Origin of the sequence: Parafrankia colletiae, assembly GCF_001854655.1 — a bacterium.
Lineage (GTDB): Bacteria > Actinomycetota > Actinomycetes > Frankiales > Frankiaceae > Parafrankia > Parafrankia colletiae.
Genome location: NZ_MBLM01000036.1, coordinates 22,292 through 38,688, shown reverse-complemented (window position 1 = coordinate 38,688; position 16,397 = coordinate 22,292). Strand labels below are relative to the sequence as shown.

Annotated in this window: 17 protein-coding genes and 1 pseudogene; 5 read left to right on the top strand and 13 right to left on the bottom strand. The window is 70.8% G+C overall.

Going from position 1 to position 16,397, the window contains the following annotated elements; genetic code table 11:
- Positions 1-104: 104 nt before the first annotated feature.
- The 9 genes from CC117_RS05875 to CC117_RS37885 form a co-directional block, all read right to left on the bottom strand.
- Complete coding sequence (locus CC117_RS05875) at positions 105-542, bottom strand: 2Fe-2S iron-sulfur cluster-binding protein (RefSeq protein WP_084131611.1); 438 nt, start codon at positions 540-542, stop codon at positions 105-107.
- Complete coding sequence (locus CC117_RS05870; protein WP_071082728.1) at positions 539-2,227, bottom strand: FAD-dependent oxidoreductase; 1,689 nt, start codon at positions 2,225-2,227, stop codon at positions 539-541. The genes CC117_RS05875 and CC117_RS05870 overlap by 4 nt, the downstream gene beginning before the upstream one ends.
- A 56-nt stretch (positions 2,228-2,283) precedes the next feature.
- Entirely contained in the window at positions 2,284-3,627 is a 1,344-nt protein-coding gene (locus tag CC117_RS05865) for an aromatic ring-hydroxylating oxygenase subunit alpha (protein WP_071082727.1), read from the bottom strand.
- A 29-nt stretch (positions 3,628-3,656) separates the two neighbouring features.
- The gene (locus CC117_RS05860) at positions 3,657-3,899 is read right to left on the bottom strand and encodes a lipoyl domain-containing protein (protein WP_071082726.1); all 243 of its coding nucleotides are present in this window, start codon (positions 3,897-3,899) and stop codon (positions 3,657-3,659) included.
- Entirely contained in the window at positions 3,892-4,902 is a 1,011-nt protein-coding gene (locus tag CC117_RS05855) for an alpha-ketoacid dehydrogenase subunit beta (RefSeq protein ID WP_198541754.1), read from the bottom strand. The genes CC117_RS05860 and CC117_RS05855 overlap by 8 nt, the downstream gene beginning before the upstream one ends.
- A gap of 104 nt (positions 4,903-5,006) precedes the next feature.
- Positions 5,007-5,945: a thiamine pyrophosphate-dependent dehydrogenase E1 component subunit alpha gene (locus CC117_RS05850; protein WP_084131645.1), complete on the bottom strand. Its 939-nt coding sequence runs from the start codon at positions 5,943-5,945 to the stop codon at positions 5,007-5,009.
- A 146-nt stretch (positions 5,946-6,091) separates the two neighbouring features.
- The gene (locus tag CC117_RS05845; RefSeq protein WP_071082856.1) at positions 6,092-6,904 is read right to left on the bottom strand and encodes a fumarylacetoacetate hydrolase family protein; all 813 of its coding nucleotides are present in this window, start codon (positions 6,902-6,904) and stop codon (positions 6,092-6,094) included.
- A 170-nt stretch (positions 6,905-7,074) separates the two neighbouring features.
- Complete coding sequence (locus CC117_RS05840; RefSeq protein WP_071082725.1) at positions 7,075-8,250, bottom strand: thiolase family protein; 1,176 nt, start codon at positions 8,248-8,250, stop codon at positions 7,075-7,077.
- On the bottom strand, positions 8,247-8,696 hold the full coding sequence (locus CC117_RS37885) for a Zn-ribbon domain-containing OB-fold protein (protein ID WP_198541751.1): 450 nt from the start codon (positions 8,694-8,696) through the stop codon (positions 8,247-8,249). Before CC117_RS37885 ends, CC117_RS05840 begins: the two co-directional genes overlap by 4 nt.
- 275 nt (positions 8,697-8,971) lie before the next feature.
- Between CC117_RS37885 and CC117_RS05830 the strand changes: the two genes are divergently transcribed.
- The 3 genes from CC117_RS05830 (at position 8,972) to CC117_RS05820 (ending at position 12,492) form a co-directional block, all read left to right on the top strand.
- On the top strand, positions 8,972-9,814 hold the full coding sequence (locus tag CC117_RS05830) for an AraC family transcriptional regulator (RefSeq protein ID WP_084131610.1): 843 nt from the start codon (positions 8,972-8,974) through the stop codon (positions 9,812-9,814).
- 165 nt (positions 9,815-9,979) lie between these two features.
- On the top strand, positions 9,980-11,275 hold the full coding sequence (locus CC117_RS05825; RefSeq protein WP_071082724.1) for an amidohydrolase family protein: 1,296 nt from the start codon (positions 9,980-9,982) through the stop codon (positions 11,273-11,275).
- A complete protein-coding gene (locus CC117_RS05820) occupies positions 11,272-12,492 on the top strand; it encodes a CaiB/BaiF CoA transferase family protein (RefSeq protein WP_084131609.1) in 1,221 nt (406 codons plus the stop codon). The genes CC117_RS05825 and CC117_RS05820 overlap by 4 nt, the downstream gene beginning before the upstream one ends.
- Before the next feature lie 47 nt (positions 12,493-12,539).
- Here CC117_RS05820 and CC117_RS40350 read toward each other — a convergent pair.
- A pseudogene (locus CC117_RS40350) lies at positions 12,540-12,689 on the bottom strand (polyketide cyclase); the annotation flags it as partial.
- Between the two features lie 262 nt (positions 12,690-12,951).
- Here CC117_RS40350 and CC117_RS05815 point away from each other — a divergent pair.
- Both CC117_RS05815 and CC117_RS05810 read left to right on the top strand, forming a co-directional pair.
- Positions 12,952-13,785, top strand: a complete 834-nt coding sequence (locus CC117_RS05815; RefSeq protein WP_071082723.1) for an EamA family transporter — start codon at positions 12,952-12,954, stop codon at positions 13,783-13,785.
- A 10-nt stretch (positions 13,786-13,795) separates the two neighbouring features.
- A complete protein-coding gene (locus CC117_RS05810; protein WP_071082722.1) occupies positions 13,796-14,047 on the top strand; it encodes a hypothetical protein in 252 nt (83 codons plus the stop codon).
- Between the two features lie 121 nt (positions 14,048-14,168).
- On the opposite strand, the gene CC117_RS05805 is transcribed toward CC117_RS05810, so the two are convergent.
- From CC117_RS05805 to CC117_RS05795, 3 genes are all read right to left on the bottom strand, one after another.
- Positions 14,169-14,804 carry a hypothetical protein gene (locus tag CC117_RS05805; RefSeq protein WP_241829869.1) on the bottom strand — a complete coding sequence of 212 codons (636 nt, stop codon included), beginning with the start codon at positions 14,802-14,804 and terminating at the stop codon, positions 14,169-14,171.
- Between the two features lie 203 nt (positions 14,805-15,007).
- Entirely contained in the window at positions 15,008-15,343 is a 336-nt protein-coding gene (locus tag CC117_RS05800) for a tetratricopeptide repeat protein (RefSeq protein ID WP_071082721.1), read from the bottom strand.
- 39 nt (positions 15,344-15,382) lie between these two features.
- A complete protein-coding gene (locus CC117_RS05795) occupies positions 15,383-16,348 on the bottom strand; it encodes a pirin family protein (RefSeq protein ID WP_071082720.1) in 966 nt (321 codons plus the stop codon).
- Positions 16,349-16,397: the final 49 nt, after the last annotated feature.

Genomic DNA, 16,397 nt, shown 5'->3' with positions numbered 1-16,397 from the left:
CAATTTTCCTTCCTCGGTTCGGGGGCTGTTCGCTCCCGTTTCATCATCGGTGCCCGGGAAGCAGATCGTCTTTGCGTTATCGGTCAGTTTCTTGCCCGTGGCGGCTACGGCTGTTTCGCCGCGCGCCCGGTTTCCGGCGGGCCGTCGGCCGTTCCGGCGGTCGGCGGTTCGTCCGCCGGCGGCAGGTGCACGGTCGTGAGCCGGCGCACGCCCTTCTTCAGCACGGTGACCCGGCCGGTGGCCCCCGCCCGGCAGGCGAGCCGTACGCGGGTGAGGTCCAGCCGGGCCGCGCCGGGGAGGCGGTTCGCCAGGACGTCCTGCTCGTCCGCTCCGACGGGGGTGAGGTGCTCCGTCCCGCTGAGCACCTCCACCCGGCAGATCGTGCAGGTGGCCTGGCCGTGGCAGGTGGTCGGCCAGTGGTAGCCGTGCCGCCAGGCCGCCTCGATGATCGTCTCACCGGGAGCGACCTGGAGGTCGGCGCCGACGGGCTCGACCCGCACCACCACCACCACCTGCTGCCGTTCGCCGTTCCGGTCGGTCATGCCTGCGCCCGGTCCGCGGCTGCCGCGGCGAGCCGGGCGGCATGCTTCATGCCGATGTAGGAGAAGACGAAGCTCGCACCGATGCTCGCTCCCGCACCGGGATAGGTCCGTCCCATCACCGACGCGGTGCAGTTCCCGGCCGCGTACAGGCCGGGAATCGGGGCGTGGTCGGCGTCGAGTACCCGCGCGTACTCGTCGCACAGCAGCCCACCGCTGGTACCGACATCGCTCGGATAGACCTCGACGGCGTAGAACGGTGGTTTCTTCAGGGGCGCGAGCGAGGCGTTCGGCCTGTTCCCGTAGTCACCCTGGTATCTCTCGTGGGCGCCGTCGCCGCGGTGGAAGTCCGGATCCGTACCCTGTTCGGCGAAGTGATTGAAACGGGCGACCGTCCCGGTCAGCCCGGTCGGGTCCACGCCGCAGAGCAGGGCCAGCTCCTCCAGGGTGTCCGCCTTCTTCATGAAGCCGCTGGAGAGCCATTCATCGGGTGTTTTCAGGCGCAGCGAGAAGAGATACCGGCTTCGGTTACGGGAGTCCATGACGAGCCAGCTCGGAATGGACTCGCCGGTGGCGTTGTGGGCGTACATCTGCCGCCCGGCCTCCATGTAGGCCACGGACTCGTTGAAGTACCGCCGGCCGGCGCGGTCGACGATGATCGAGCCCGGCTTGCTGCGCTCGCCGTTGAGCATGCTCGGCCGGCCGTCGGGCCGGATCCCGGCCGGGATCCACCACGCCTCGTCCATGAGATCGACCGCCGCGCCGATCCGCATGGCCGCTTCGATCGCCTCCCCGGTGTCCCCGGGACTGGCGCTGGTCCACGTCGCGTCGTTCGGTTGCCTGGAGTACCGCCGGCGCATGTCGGGGTTGCGGGCGAACCCACCCGAGCTCAGCAGCACGGCGTGCCGGGCGCGGATGCGGATGGTCCTGCCGTCCCGGGTGGCGACGACCCCGGCGACCCGGCCGTCCTCCACGATCAGGTCGGTCAGGCCGGTGCCCGTCCACACGGTCGCCCCCGCATCGAGGGTGGCCTTCAGGGCCTGGGCGACCAGCGCGCCTCCGTTCGCCAGGCGCGCCTGGCGCAGGAGCCTGCCGGCGGCGGTCCGCAGCCCGACCCGCGCGGCGGTCGCCATGGCCTTCGGTCGGCGCCTGACCAGCTGGAGGGTGGCTGCCTCCCGGGTGAGAACGACAATGCCGAGCCCCACCGTCATCCCGGGCATGAGCCTGTCGTACCACGGCCCCAGCTCCTTGCCGTCGGTCACGACCGGCTCGAGGGAGCGCCCACGCGAGCAGCCGCCGCGCACGTCGGCCATCTCCGCGTAGTAGTCGCTGTACCCCTCGCACCGCTGGAACCGCATCCCCCTGCCCACCAGGAAGTCGACCATGGCGGAGCCCTCGACGATGTAGGCCTGTCGGCGTTCGGGGGAGGACGCCGCGGTGGGCTCACCGACGACCGAGTCGAAGTAGGCCAGCCCGTCGGCCAGCGAGTCGGGGATCTTCGCGGCCCGCATGAGCGGGTTGTCCGGCAGCCACAGCACACCGCCGGACATGGCTGTCGCACCGCCGATCAGGGGCTGTTTCTCGATCACCAACGTCTGCAGTCCGGCAGCCGCCGCGGTCACGGCGCCGCTGAGCCCGCCTCCTGATCCCACAACGACGACGTCGGTGGTGTGGTCCGGTTCGGACATGGTGAGTCCCTCGACTGCGCTGGATGGTTGTGCGCTGGATGGTTGGGCCGGGACCGTCAGCCGGCCAGATACCGGTCGAGCTCGATGTGCATGTTGCTGATGATCTGCTCCATCTCGGTGGCGAGACGGTGCTGCTCGTAGCTGCGGGAGTGCAGGCCGCGCTGCTGACGCTCGATGTTGCTGAAGTCCTGGCGCGGAATCRGGCCCCAGTTCTCGGTGTCGTCCGGGGCGAAACGGCCCTTCAACGATGCCCGGCCGGGCTCCTCGGCCTCGGGATAGGTGGTCAGCGACCACACCTCGAAGCGGCACCACTCGGGGTCGTCCCGGTACGGACGGGCCCGGTAGGAGAGAGCGTTGCCGAACTGGGGCAGGAGCATGAAGTTCGGGAAGACGAACACCTGCCCACCCCACAGCCGCAGACCCTCCGGCGTCGGCCGCATCGGGATGCCCGCGCCCTCGGCGTAGTCGATCAGCGCCCGCACGGCGGCCGTCGCGAAGTCCTCGCCGGGTTGCAGCCGGTTGCGTACCGACCGGAAGACATGGAGATCGCGTTCGAGGGTCATGGCGTCCTGGCCCTCCCAGAGGACCCGTGACCGCTCCAGGAAGGTCTCGCCGCCGCGCCCCTGGGAGACGCCGCCCGCGGTCGGGTCGAACCGACCCTGGAAGCGCCCGTGGCCGTTCTCGAAGCCGGCGTAGTCGACGTTCCCGAACGGGTAGTCCTCGCCCATGTCGAAGGTCAGCTGCGGGTGGGTGGCCATCACGTGGTAGCCCTCGTGGAAAGCCTCCTGGGCCACCTTCCAGTTGGCGTTGAGGATCGTCTCCTTCCACCACCAGACCCGCAGGTTCTCGGCACGCACCGATTCGAGCAGCCGGGCCACCGGGGACAGGAACTCCCGCAGCGGGCGGGCGTCGGGGTCCAGGTTGACCCAGGCGCAGCCGGCGAAGGTGTCGACCCTGCATTCCTGCAGCCGGATGTCCTCCGGGCGCAGGCACTCGGCGGCAAAGCCCTCGGCGCCGTAGACGAACGAGCTGGTCCCGTCGAGATTCCAGCGCCAGCCATGGAACGGGCAGACGATCTGGCCGCCGGGCAGCCGCCCGGAACCGTTGCAGAGCTGGGTGGCCCGATGGCGGCAGGCGTTGTGGAAGGCCTTCACCGATCCGTCGTGCTGGCGGATCAGGAGAATGGACTGGTCGCAGATCTCGTATTCGACGAAGTCCCCGGCGCGGGGAATCTCCTCCAGCCGACACGCCATCTGCCAGACGCGTGGCCAGAGCAGTTCCTTCTCCAGCTCGAAGAAGGCGCGGTCAAAGTAGCGTTCGCGGGGGACGTGCAGCGTGTCCCGCATCGCGAACGGGACGTTCCGGCTGTGTGCCGGCCTGCGGTCGTCGGTCATCGCCATTGTTCTCAGCCTTTCCTTCTCCGCAGGGTTCAGCCGGTCGCCTCGATCTTCCCGATCTCCTCCCCGATCTCGTAGACCGTGCCGATCGAGCCGCTCCAGCGGACGACGCCGGTGCCGCCGGCCAGGATCTCGGACTCGACCTTGTCGGTGGCGATGACGAACAGCGGTTCGCCCTCCGTGACGGGCGCGCCGTCCGCCACCAGGAGGTCGACGAGTTCCGCCTCGGAGATCGCCACCGATACCCGGGGGATGCGGACGACGAAGTCAGCCACGGATTCCTGCCTTTGTTGGGTCCGAGCGTGCCTGGTCCGGGCGCAGGGTCTGGCGGACCGCCGCGACGATGCGTTCCACGCTGGGATAGATGGATGATTCGAGCGCCGCGGGCGCCGGATTGGGAACGAACCGCGCGGCCACCCGCTCGATCGGGGCCAGCAGCGTGCCGAACAGCTCACGCTGGACAATCGCGGTGATCTCCGCGCCGGGCCCGGCGAAGCCCACCGCGTCGTGCACGACGACGGCCCGGCGGGTGCGCCCCACGGACCGGACCATCGCGGCGACGTCGAGGGGGACGAGGGTGCGCAGGTCGAGCACTTCGGCGCTGATCCCGTCGGTGGCGAGCCGGTCGGCCGCCTTCAGCGCCTCGACCACTGCCCGGCCGTAGCTGATCAGGGTCACGTCCGTGCCCGGCCGCTTCACCTCGGCCTCGCCGAGCGGGATGGCGAAGGCCGGGTCGAGCGGGACCATCCCGCGCTGGCCGCGCAGCCGGATCGGCTCCAGGAAGATGCAGGGGTCGTCGTCGAAGATGGCCGTGGTGAGCAGGCCCTTGGCGTCCCGCGGGGTCGCGGGTGTGATCACCTTCAGCCCCGGGATGTGCATGAACCACGCCTCCAGCGACTGGGAATGCGTCGCTCCGGTGCTCAGCCCGCCGTAGACCTGCGTCCGGACTGTGATCGGGGCGCTTGTCCGGCCGCCGGTCATGAACCGCAGCTTCGCCGCGTTGTTGACGAGCTGGTCGGCGGCGATGCCGATGAAATCCATGATCATTATTTCGGCGACCGGGCGGAAACCCGCCATCGCGGCGCCGATGGCCGCGCCCACGATCGCCGCTTCGGAGATCGGCGTGTCGAGCACGCGCTGCGTGCCGTACCTGGTCGACAGGCCGGCTGTCGGACCTGACGCCCCGGGATCGGCGATGTCCTCGCCCAGCAGGAAGACGCGTTCGTCGCGCTCGAGTGCCTGGTCCAGAGCAAGATGCAGCGCCTCGGTCATGGTCATCCGTCGTTCGTCCACGTCCACCTCACTGCGGGCAGGTCGTCCCGGCGGGCCGCGGCCCTCGGAACGCCTTCGGAACGGGTGTGGGTGCCAGGCCGGGCCTGTGTTCAGGCCGGGCAGTTGCGGGCGTCGGCATACACGTCGTGGTCGATCTCCGTCAGCGCCGTGGGCGGCGCCGCCAGCACGGTGGCCAGCGCCTCCTCCACCGACGCGACCGCGGCCGCGTCGATCGTGTCGAGGTCGCCCGCGGTGCAGGCGCCCGAGCCCACCAGACGTGCCCGGAACCGCAGGACCGGGTCGGCCTCGGTCGCGGCGGCCAGCTGCTCGGCCGGGATGTAGGCCATCGGGTCGCCGAAGTAGTGGCCGCGCAGCCGGAACGTCACACATTCCAGCAGCGTCGGGCCGCGCCCCGCGCGCGCCCGCTCGACCGCCTCCGTCACGGCCGACACGAGGGCGACCGGATCGTTGCCGTCGACCCGCGTGCCCGGCATGCCGTAGCCGGCAGCCCGGTCGGCGACATGTTCAATCTTCATCGTGTGCTCGGTCGGGGTCATCTCGGCGTAGAGGTTGTTCTGACAGAGCAGCACCAGCGGCAGATCCCACAACGCGGCCATGTTGGCCGCCTCGTGGAACGAACCGGTGTTCGTCGCCCCGTCCCCGAAACTCGCCACCACCACCCGGTCGAGCCCCAGGCGCTGCGCGGCCATCGCCAGGCCCACCGCGACCGGCGGACCGGCCCCGACGATCCCGGTCGAGAGCATGACTCCGACCCCGGGGCTGGCGATGTGCATCGTCCCGCCCTTGCCCCGGCTGGCCCCGACCTGCCGGCCCAGCATCTCGCCGTAGATCTCCACCAGCCCGACGCCCTTGCCGATGAGGTCGTGCAGGCCCCGGTAGGTGGTGACGAGCTGGTCATCGGACCGCAGGCACACCCCCATCGCCGCGGCGATCGCCTCCTGGCCCCGGGAGGGCCAGTACACGGTGAGCAGCTCACCCGAGGAGATGCCCCTGCTCAGCCGGTCGTCCGCCGTCTTCATGAGCGTCATCAGCTCGTACAGCCGCCGCGCCGTCGCCGGCGCCAGCGACGCCAGGTCGTCGCGGTCGTCCGGATCGCTGCTGCCGGTCAGGCCGGTCAGGCCGGTCAGGCCGGGCTGGTCGGGCGGGTCGGTCGAGTCGTTCGGAGTGCCTGCCATCAGGCGTCGCCGCCTTCCGTCGCGCGCCCCGGCACGGCCCCGGCGAGATCATCGGCGATCAGCTGGTTGGCCAGCACGCCGACCTCCTCGACCGTGGATGTGTAGTGGTCGCCGACGTCGACCTCCGCGGCCGGCGGAGGGGTCCCCAGCGTCACGACGTCGCCCGGGAGGAGGCTCACATGGCGGCTGACGTGACTCAGAATCTCCCCGGGCGTGAACCGGTAGTACCGGGTGTTTCCCGACTGCACCCGGACGCCGTTGCGGGCGCCGGTGATGGTGAGTCCGTCCATCACGCGCTCCTCGGTGAGGTCCCGACGGATCCACGGGCCCCAGGAGGCGAATCCGTCGATGGACTTGGCCGTCGCCCACAGCCCGGGGCGGACGTACTCGGCTGCGGTGACATCGTTGAAAACGGTCCAGCCGAAGATTCCCCCGGAGGCCTCGTCGGGCGACGYGGCGCGCAGCGGGCGCCCGACGACGACCGCGAGCTCCGCCTCCATCTGCACCGGGCCGGTCAGCACGGCCGGGGCCCGGATCCGTCCGCCGTCGCCGCTGGCGTGGCGGCACGCCTTGGGCACCCACACCGGCGAGGCTCCGGCGGGGCAGGTCGTTCCCGGTGCCAGAAAGCCCCCCATCACGGCGATGAACCGGACGCCGCGCAACGGCGGTCCCAGGGTCACCTCCGAAAGGGGCAGGGATTTTCCGGTGCGTCGGATGTCGCCGAACACGTCGCCGTCCAGGACATGGAAGCGACCGTCCGCCACCTCCCCAAAACATGACGTCCGGTCGATGACGGTTCGGCCAAGTAACATGACGGGCGCCTCCACGAACGGGAATCGTGTGCACTGGCATCGTCTGGGAGCCATCCGGTTCGGAGAGACCGGCGGTGACCCGTCCGTTCATCATCTGCGGTGCCGCGGTGACATTCTTTGCAAAAGCGGTCAGGTCCTTGCCCGTTTCGGCCGGCTCCGGGCCGGGGGTGTCACCGGTCGTTGGTGAACAGGAAAGCCTGGGCGAGCGGGCCGCCGCCGCCGGTGACGAGGCCGACCCGCGGGTCCGTGACCTGGCGCGCGCCGGCCTGGCCGCGCAGCTGGAGAAAGGTCTCGTAGGCCAGGCCGAAACCGAGGAAACGCCCTTCCGACAGCTGGCCGCCGGAGGTGTTCAGCGCGATACCGCCGTCGCGGGCGATGCGCTTTCCCCCTTCCACGAACGCACCGGCCTCGCCGGGGGCGCAGAAGCCGAGTGCCTCCAGCCAGAGCGGGACGAAGATGCTGAAGCCGTCGTAGATACCGGTGACGTCGACGTCCTCGGGGCGCAGCGCCGTGCGTGACCACAGCTGTTCCGCGGCCACGGTGGCGGCCATGTGGTCGAGGTCCGGCCAGAACTCCCAGCTCGACGTGCTGGGTCGCCCACCACCGACGGCTTCGAAGAACACGGGCCGCTCGACATCCCGGCGGTGGGTGACGTGGGAGACGACGAAGGCGATCGCACCGTCGGACGGGACGTCACAGTCGTAGAGGCACAGCGGATCACTGATCATCCGACTGCTCAGATAGTCGTCGAGGGTCAGGGGCTCGCGGTACACGGCGGCCGGGTTGTCGGYGGCGTTGCGGCGGTTGTTCACGGCGATCCAGCCGAGCTGCTCGCGGGTGGTGCCGTACCGGTCGAAGTGGCGGCGGGCCCACAGGGCTGCGAACTGCACGGGGGAGCCGACTCCGTAGGTGGTCTTCCACGGCGCCACCGCGGATCCGGACAGGACGGCGGGGCGYCCCCCTCCGTTCTGGGAGGTCGCCTCGGTGACGGTCCGGTAGACGAGCACGTGTCGGGCCAGCCCGGCGGCCACCRCGTGGGCGGCGATCCCGAGAACACCGATGACGTTGGCACCGTCGCCGCCGCCGAGGATCCACGACAGGTCCAGCCGCAGCAGGGAGTGCAGGTCGCCGGCGCGCGGGCCGCCGAAGCCGTGCGGGGCGGCGCTGTCGGGCCAGGTGGTCAGTCCGTCGATGTCACGGGGTGTCAGGCCCGCGTCGGCGATGGCGGCCAGGCAGGCGTCCAGGGTCAGGTCGATCGCGGGCCGGCCGAGCCGGCGGCCGGTCTGCGATCGACCGATGCCGGAGACGATCGCCTGACGCTCGATGTTCGCGGGGGTCGCGCTCATGCGGCCGATGCCCGTCGGGCCGGCCGGAACACCGGGACGTGGACCTCGCCGCGCTGCTCGAAGGTCACCTCGACCGCGAGTCCGGTGACGACCGCCTCGATCTCGCAGTCCACGATGTTGGTCAGCAGGTGCAGGTCGGGCTGCTCGTCGAGCACCACCCGCGCCACGACGTAGGGGGGCGGGAAACCCGGCACCCACCCACGTCGCACCACCGTGTAGGACAGGACCGTCGCCCGGCCGGACACCGGCCGTGAGGTGACCGAGCGGGCGAAGCAGTGCGGGCAGACGGGTGCGGGCGGATGGAACAGCCGGTCGCACGCCGTGCACGCTCTGATCAGGAGTTGTCCCTGCGCGCCACCGAGCCAGAAGTCGCGACTGTCGTCGTCGACCGCCGGCACGGGTCGGTCGTCGCCCGCCACCGGATCGCCTCCCGTCGTTCGGGTCACCCGCCCCCTCCGCCATCCATGGCCGTCGGCACGGGGATCAGCTGCTGGAAGGGCGTTGTCTCCGCTCGAAGGAGAGCACCGGTTGTCCCGTCCCCGGATCATCCTCGGTGACCGGACGCCGGCCGTCTTTGCGCGCCCGGCCAGGTCCTTGCCCGGTTCGGCCACGGGACGCGGCCGGATGCACCACCAGCTGGACCGCTTCGTCACATCTGCGCGCGGACGGGGATCGGCCCAACTCCTGCCCGACCCGGCTGGTGGCTGGCTAAGGTCCGGCCATGACGGTCTCCGCGCCTGCCTCCCGGCCTGGATCCCGGGAGTCACCCATCCGGGCCGGCCTTCGCCACGAGGGAGACGAGCCGGCCCCGGTCCGCGCCGGCACCCATGCCCGGGAGGTCGGTGACCGGACGGGCCACGGGTGGCACCTGCACGACCTGCACCAGCTGGAGTACGCCTTCGAGGGCGTCGCCGAGGTGGAGACGGCGACAGCGCGCTACCTCCTGCCTCCGCGGCAGGCGGTGTGGATCCCCGCCGGGCTGGCGCACTGCAACACCGGGACGCACCTCAAGGCGGTCTCGGTCTTCTTCGACCCGGCCATGGTCACGCCCGCGGGCGAACGGGTCCGCATCCTGGCCGCCGCGCCGGTGATCCGCGAGATGATCCTCTACGGCACGCGGTGGCCGATCGGCCGGCCGTCGAGCGACCCGGTGGGGGACGCCTTCTTCGACGCRCTGGCCCGCCTCGTCGGCGAGTGGCTCGACCACGAGACCCCGCTGTGCCTKCCCACCACGAACGATCCACTGGTGGCTGCGGCCATGGACTACACCAACGAGCATCTGGCGGAGGTGTCGCTGCCGCGGCTGTGCGTGGCGGTCGGGACGTCGGAGCGGTCACTGCGCCGGGCCTTCGCCGCCGCGACCGGCATGTCCTGGCGCCAGTACCTCCTGGAGAGCCGGCTGCTGAAGGCGATGGCCCTTCTCGCGYAGGACAACGAGAACCAGAACGTCCTCACCATCGCCCTCGCCGTGGGCTTCCAGAGCGTCAGTGCCTTCACCAGGGCCTTCGGTCGCTACACCGGTGAGACCCCCACCGGCTACCGGCGGCGGGTCCGTGGCAGCTGAACCTCCCGGACCCGCACCCGGACCCGCACCCGGACCCGCACCCGAACGCGAACGCGCGCGGCGCGCCCCGCGCCCGACGGAGGCGCGACGATCCACGGCCGCAACAGGCAAGGATCTGGCCGGTGATGCAAAGACGGTCATGCGCTGCCGGTCGATCATGATGCCATGCGCAGGAATGATTTCATTCTCGTCAGCGTGGACGATCACGTGATCGAACCCCCGGACATGTTCGACGGCTTCATCCCGGCCGCGTACGCCGACCGCGCGCCACGGCTGGTCTCGGACGAACGAAGCGACAAGTGGGTGTTCGGTGCGGGTGAGGCCCGCAGCTCGGGGCTGAACGCGGTGGCGGGCCGGCCCCCGGAGGAGTACGGCGTCGAGCCGATGCGACTGTCCGAGCTACGCCGCGGGTGTTACGACGTCCACGAGCGGGTGAAGGACATGAACGCCAACGGTGTTCTCGCGCAGCTCAACTTCCCGTCGATGGCCCGGTTCTGCGGCCAGTTCTTCGCCAGCCGCGTCGAGCAGGACCCCGAGCTCGCCCTGGCGGTGCTGCGGGCCTACAACGACTGGCACATCGACGCCTGGTGCGGCTCCTATCCCGACCGGTTCATCCCCTGTTCCATCCCGCCGATCTGGGATCCGCAGCTGATGGCCGCGGAGATCCACCGGACCGCCGCCAAGGGATCGCACGCCGTCAGTTTCTCGATGAATCCGCACGCTCTCGGCCTCGGCCTCCCCTCCCTGCACAGCGACCACTGGGACCCGTTCTGGGCGGCGTGCGAGGACACCGGGACGGTCGTGTGCATGCACATCGGGTCCGGTGCCGTCGGTGTCGTCACCTCCCCGGACGCCCCGATGAACGTCGAGATCACCTGTGCGGGCTTCAAGAGCTTCCCGACCGCGGCCGACCTCGTCTGGTCGCCCGTCTTCCAGAAGTTCCGCGGGCTCCGGGTGRCACTGTCCGAGGGCGGAATCGGCTGGATCCCGTACTTCCTGGAGCGCGCGGACTACACCTACCAGCGCCACAAGGCCTGGACCCGGCCTCAGCTCGGCGGCCGGCTGCCCAGTGAGATCTTTCTCGAGCACGTCCTGACCTGCTTCATCGTCGACGACTTCGGGGTGGCCAACATCGACCGGCTCAACGAGGACATGGTGAGCTGGGAATGCGACTACCCGCATTCCGACAGCACCTGGCCGAACTCCCCCGAGGTCGTCGAGGAGGCGGTGCGCGGGCTGACCGACAGGCAGATCGACAAGGTCACCCATCTCAACGCGATGCGGGCCTTTTCCTTCGACCCGTTCTCGATCCGGCCGCGTGAGAAGTGCACCGTCGGGGCGCTGCGGCAGGAGGCGGCCGGCCACGACATCTCGATCGTGTCGCACGGCGTCCGTGGGGACGGCGCCGCGGTCGATCTCGGGCAGTTCGCGCAGTCCCACCAGCCGGCCCCGTCGGCATGAGCGCCGCGCCACTGGCCGGAGTGCGCGTCCTGGAGGTCGCCTCCCACGTGTTCGTCCCGATGGCGGGGGCCGTGCTCGCGGAATGGGGCGCCGACGTCGTCAAGATCGAGCACCCCACCACCGGCGATCCCTACCGGGGGCTGGTCACCGCCGGCCTGCACAAGCTCTGGAACGGCGTGGACGTGCAGTTCCAGGCCACCAACCGGGGAAAGCGCTCCGTCGGTCTGGACCTGAAGCATCCCGAGGGTCGGCGCCTGCTGTCCCGCCTGATCGCCGCCAGCGACGTGTTCGTGACGAACCTGCGCGCCGACACCCGCGCCCGGCTGAAACTCGACGTCCCCGACGTGCGCGCCGACAACCCCTCGGTGATCTACGTGCGGGGCACCGCGTTCGGCGCCCGCGGGCCCGACGCCGGCCGGGGCGGCTACGACGCCGGTGCCTACTGGGCGCGCAGCGGGATGCAGCAGGTCTTCACCGCCCCGGACGCGACGTGGCCGGCGATGCCGCGCCCGGCGTTCGGTGACGTCGTCGGCGGCCTGACCATCGCCGGCGCCATCAGCACCGCCCTGTTCCGCCGGCTGGCGACCGGTGCGCCGTCGGTGGTCGACGCCTCGCTGCTCGCGTCCGGCATGTGGCAGGTCCAGATGGACCTCATGAACGCCGCCCTGGACGGCCCGGCGTCGCCGGTCCGCCCTCGTGGCCGCCACGAGGCCCCGAACCCGCTGATGTTGCCCTACCGGACCGCCGACGGCCGCATCCTCGTCCTGCAGATGCTCGCCCCGGAGCGCCACTGGCCCGGCCTCTGCCGGGTTCTCGGCCAGCCCGACCTGGCCACGGACCCGCGTTTCGTCGACATCGACGCCCGCCGCCGCAACTCCCGGGCCTGTGTCGAACGGCTCGAAGGCATCTTCGCCGCACGCACCCTCGACGAGTGGAGGGATGTCCTCGCCGGGTTCGAGGGAGCATGGGTGGCCAGCCAGCTGTCCCACGAGATGGCCGACGATCCGCAGGTCCAGGCCAACGGCTACCTCGCCCACGTCGACGTGGGCGCGGGCGAGGCCCTGCCGCTGGTGGCGACGCCCGTGCAGTTCGACGAGCAGCCCGGCGCGCCGGTGCGGGCCCCCGAGCACGGCGAGCACACCGAGACCGTGCTGCTCGAACTCGGTCTCAGCTGGGACGAGATCACCGCCCTGAAGGACAGCTCGGCCATCCTCTGACCGGCCGCCGCGTGGCCCTCGACAACGCGCGCCGCACGCCACCCCACACCGACGCCTGCCACCAGCCCGCCCTCGGCGGACTGCAGCATTCCGGAGCTGTCGATGGCCACGTGACCCTCGGAGGTGCACAGCAGCGCGAACATCTTCGCGGGAGATGCGGCGATCTGTCGCTCGACCTCGAACCGTTCGGTAGCCATGGTTTGCTGTCTTCTGATTGCAGGGGCGACGTGCGGTGTGGACGATGTGCCCGGGGGATGGTGACGAACACTCGTGGTCCGATGCCAGCTCCGGAGATCCAGCTGGCGAGTCCGCCTCCCAGGTGTGCATCGGTCCCACGGATTCTGCCGCGGTTCAGGCCGGGTTCGACGGCTTCCTCGGCCTGACGGTGGAGTACTGGCGGGGCGTGGTGGCCCGGGCGCGCGAGGCCGGCGCCGGGGCCGGTGGACGCCTGCGGGGCTCGTGCTCGCCCAGGTCCTGAGCCTGCAGTGCGGCGCCGCGGCAGCCAAGAACCTCTTCCCCGCCGCGGGCACCACCATGACCGTCCTGATGCGCCTGTGGTTCGCCGCGTTGATCCTGCTCGCTCTGGCCCGGCCCGACCTTCGGGTCACCTGCGCCGGGGACATTCGTCCGGTGGTCACGCTGGGATGCGTTCTCGCCGCCATGAACATGGCGTACTTCCAGGCGGTGGCGCACCTTCCCCTCGGCGTCGCGGCCGTACTGGAGCTGCTCGGCCCCCTCGCCGTGGCCACAGTGATGTCGCGCAGCCGGACAGACGTCCTCGTGGCCGCACTGGCCTTCGGCGGAATCACGCTGATCGCCTTTCCCGGCGGAGCCGGGGTCACCGCGGCCGGTCTGGGCCTGGGTCTGCTCGCGGCCGTGCTGCGCGCCTCCTACGTCCTGCTGAGCAGACACATCGGACGCGCGACTGCGGACCTGTCAGGTCTCGCTGTCGCCCTTCTCGTCGGCGCGGTGGTGTTCACGCCCTTCGCGCTGGTCTTCGGGCAGGTGGACCGCCTCGGCGACCCGCGGAACCTGGCGCTGGGCCTGCTGGTGGCGGTTCTCTCCTCGGCGCTGCCCTACACACTCGACCTGCACGCGCTGCGGAGAACCAGCGCCAGAGTGTTCGGTGTGCTGATCTGCCTGGGCCCGGCAGTCGCTGGAATCGTCGGCTATACCGTGCTGGGGGAACAGCTCAGTCCACGGCAGGTGGTCGCGGTACTGCTCATCACCATCGCCGCCGTCCTGGTCTCCCGGCAGAAGGACGCCGTCCCGGAAGGCGCACCCACGGCATGATCGGGCCCGGATGGGATGGTTCTGCTCGTGGACGAGGACTACTACCAAGACCGCGAGCTTCGACGCGTTCTGCTCCATCGACGTCCAGCTGCTCTGCGGCGCCGGCCTCGAAGAGACCAGGACCCGCCTCGCCGCCCAGCAGAACGAGATCGCCACCGACGCGGTCGATTACCTGGCGGAATGCCAGGCGGCGGGGGACTTCTCCGACTTCTCCGTCGAGACCTGGTCGGGTGCATGTCACGACTACTACAGATGGTCCTGACCGCCCGGCCCGGTCCCCCTCGGCGAGAAGCGGGCTCCGCGCAGAACGCGAGAACGTGCGYGGCCGGTCTCGTGAGGCCATGATCATGGGGATGGTGGAGCCCGCGCTCCGGCGACCAGCGTCAGGCCGTCCTCGGCCCCGTGGCCGCGATCGGCTTGGGAACGGGGATGTCCAGCCAGCTGAGCAGGTGGGCGAGCTTCCGATCCAGGTCCAGCGCGACCTGGGTGATGGCGGGATCGCCGAGGCCAGCGAAGCGGGTGCTCGGCTGGTCGATCGTGATGCTGGTGAACGGCCCCCGCGGCGGGGCGCCACTGCCGGCGGTGACCGGCGGCGGCGTCTCGCGCTCACTCGAGACAGCGCCCGGGTCCGCGGCCGGTGAGCTGTCGTAGATCGCGAGGCGGAGCGGCGCGTAGAGCATGGCGGCGGGATCGTGCTGGTACATCCGTTCCGCGATCACGTGGTTGCCCATCAGGTACTCGACGCACTGGCGGGTGCCGCCGGCGAGTCGGAACAGCGCCGTGACGTCCATCCGCCAGTAGATCATGAAGAAGTGCGGGGCGTTCTCGGTCGTCGCGCGCCGCACCTCGTCCCAGCTGGCGCCGGCACGGACGAGTTGCTCGAAACGTGCGAGATCCACGGGCGGAACGGCGTTCTCGAAGCGTTCCCGGACATGGTCGAACGACTCGGTGACGGTCATCGTCAGCCGGCGCGCCTCGCTCACCTGGCCGAAGCCAGCCGCTGTGTCGTGCGAGTCCACGGGCACCTCCGCGCCACCTCTCGACGTCCAGCCTCGCGTCATCGTCATCGTCACCGATGGCCGGGAAGGTCGCTACCTGGCATGGCTGGCCAGGCTCTCGACCGCGCCAACAAGGCGACAGCCGCGACCAGCCGCGACCGGCCGGTGGGCCGGCCGCGGCGTTCCGCGGTGCGGTGCGGGTGGATCTGGCACGGAGTCGAGGCTCAGGGCGTCGTCGGCTCGCCGCCCGTCAGCGCGGCGGCCTGCCGCCGGTGCGTGCCCGCCTCCTCCAGCCGGTTCTGCCGCTCCAGAGTCCGGGCGAGCACCATGTGCGCGTAGGGCTCGACCGGGTCCTGCGCGAGGACGGTGCGCAGCTCGGTCTCGGCGTGGCGCAGCTGGGCGGAGTGAAAGTAGGCGCGGGCGAGCAGCAGCCGGGCCGCCAGGTTGCGGGGCTCCTCGGCGACGACACCGGCCAGGATGCGGGCCGCGCCGGCGAAGTCCTGCGCCTCGAAGAACAACGTCCCGCGCCGGTACTCCTCGGCCAGGGTTGTGTGTGTCATGGCGGTTCGTCGGTCCCTTCCCGGCGTGGTGGTGTTCGCTCAGCGGCTGGGTTCGGCGGCGGGGACGAGCCCCATCCGGCCGGCGTTGTAGTCCTCGATGGCCTGCACGATCTGCTCACGGCTGTTCATCAGGAACGGCCCGTAGTGGGCGATCGGCTCCCGCAGCGGAAGCCCGCCCAGTAGCAGGATCTCCAGGTTCGGGGAGTCCTCCGGCTGCCGGTCCGCGGCGCCTACGGTGACGGCGTCGCCCGGGCCGAACACGACGAGCTGGTGCGCCTCGACCGGCCGGCGCTCCGCCCCGGCGTAGCCGCGGCCGGTGAGCACGTAGGCCAGCGCGTTGAAGTCCCGGTTCCAGGGGACGTCCAGCCGCGCCCCCGCGCTCACGCTGGCGTGGGCGTAGGTGATCGGGGTGTGCGTGACACCGGGACCGCTGTGGTCGCCCAGCTCACCGGCGATGAGCCGGACCAGCGCCGCGCCGTCCGCGCTGCTCAGCAGCGTCAGTTCACCTCCTGGGATGGCCTGGTAACGCGGTGGGGCGAACTTCGACGCCGCCGGCAGGTTCACCCACAGCTGGACGCCGTGCGAGCGGCCCCCGGTACGGGCGAAGGACGTCGTCGGCACCTCGTCGTGCAGGATGCCCGCCCCGGCGGTCATCCACTGGGTGTCACCCTCCCCGATGATCCCGCCGCCGCCGTTCGAGTCGTGGTGCTCGACGACGCCGTCGAGCAGGTAGGTCACCGTCTCCAGGCCCCGGTGCGGATGCCAGGGCGCGCCGACCGCCTGCAGCGGGCCGTAGTCGACCGGGCCCAGCTGGTCGAGCAGGAAGAACGGATCGGCGAGGCGCGCGTCGACCCCTCCCGGGAACGGCCGCCACACCTCGAACCCCGCCCCCTCGACCGCGTGGTGCGCGTCGACGACCTGCGCCACCGGCCGGCCCACGGCCTCCGCCGGCGGCTGGTCGATGCGCGGTAGAACCAGCGGGTTGTCGACTGTGATCGCAGGCATCGGATCTCCTTTGAGGTCAAGACCCAAAATTTTGTTGACGTGTCATGTG

Coding starts and splice junctions, on each gene's coding strand:
- CC117_RS05875 (WP_084131611.1), bottom strand. CDS start 542: ATGACCGACCGGAACGGCGAACGGCAGCAGGTGGTGGTGGTGGTGCGG.
- CC117_RS05870 (WP_071082728.1), bottom strand. CDS start 2,227: ATGTCCGAACCGGACCACACCACCGACGTCGTCGTTGTGGGATCAGGA.
- CC117_RS05855 (WP_198541754.1), bottom strand. CDS start 4,902: ATGACCATGACCGAGGCGCTGCATCTTGCTCTGGACCAGGCACTCGAG.
- CC117_RS05850 (WP_084131645.1), bottom strand. CDS start 5,945: ATGACGCTCATGAAGACGGCGGACGACCGGCTGAGCAGGGGCATCTCC.
- CC117_RS05820 (WP_084131609.1), top strand. CDS start 11,272: ATGAGCGCCGCGCCACTGGCCGGAGTGCGCGTCCTGGAGGTCGCCTCC.
- CC117_RS05810 (WP_071082722.1), top strand. CDS start 13,796: ATGGGATGGTTCTGCTCGTGGACGAGGACTACTACCAAGACCGCGAGC.
- CC117_RS05800 (WP_071082721.1), bottom strand. CDS start 15,343: ATGACACACACAACCCTGGCCGAGGAGTACCGGCGCGGGACGTTGTTC.
- CC117_RS05795 (WP_071082720.1), bottom strand. CDS start 16,348: ATGCCTGCGATCACAGTCGACAACCCGCTGGTTCTACCGCGCATCGAC.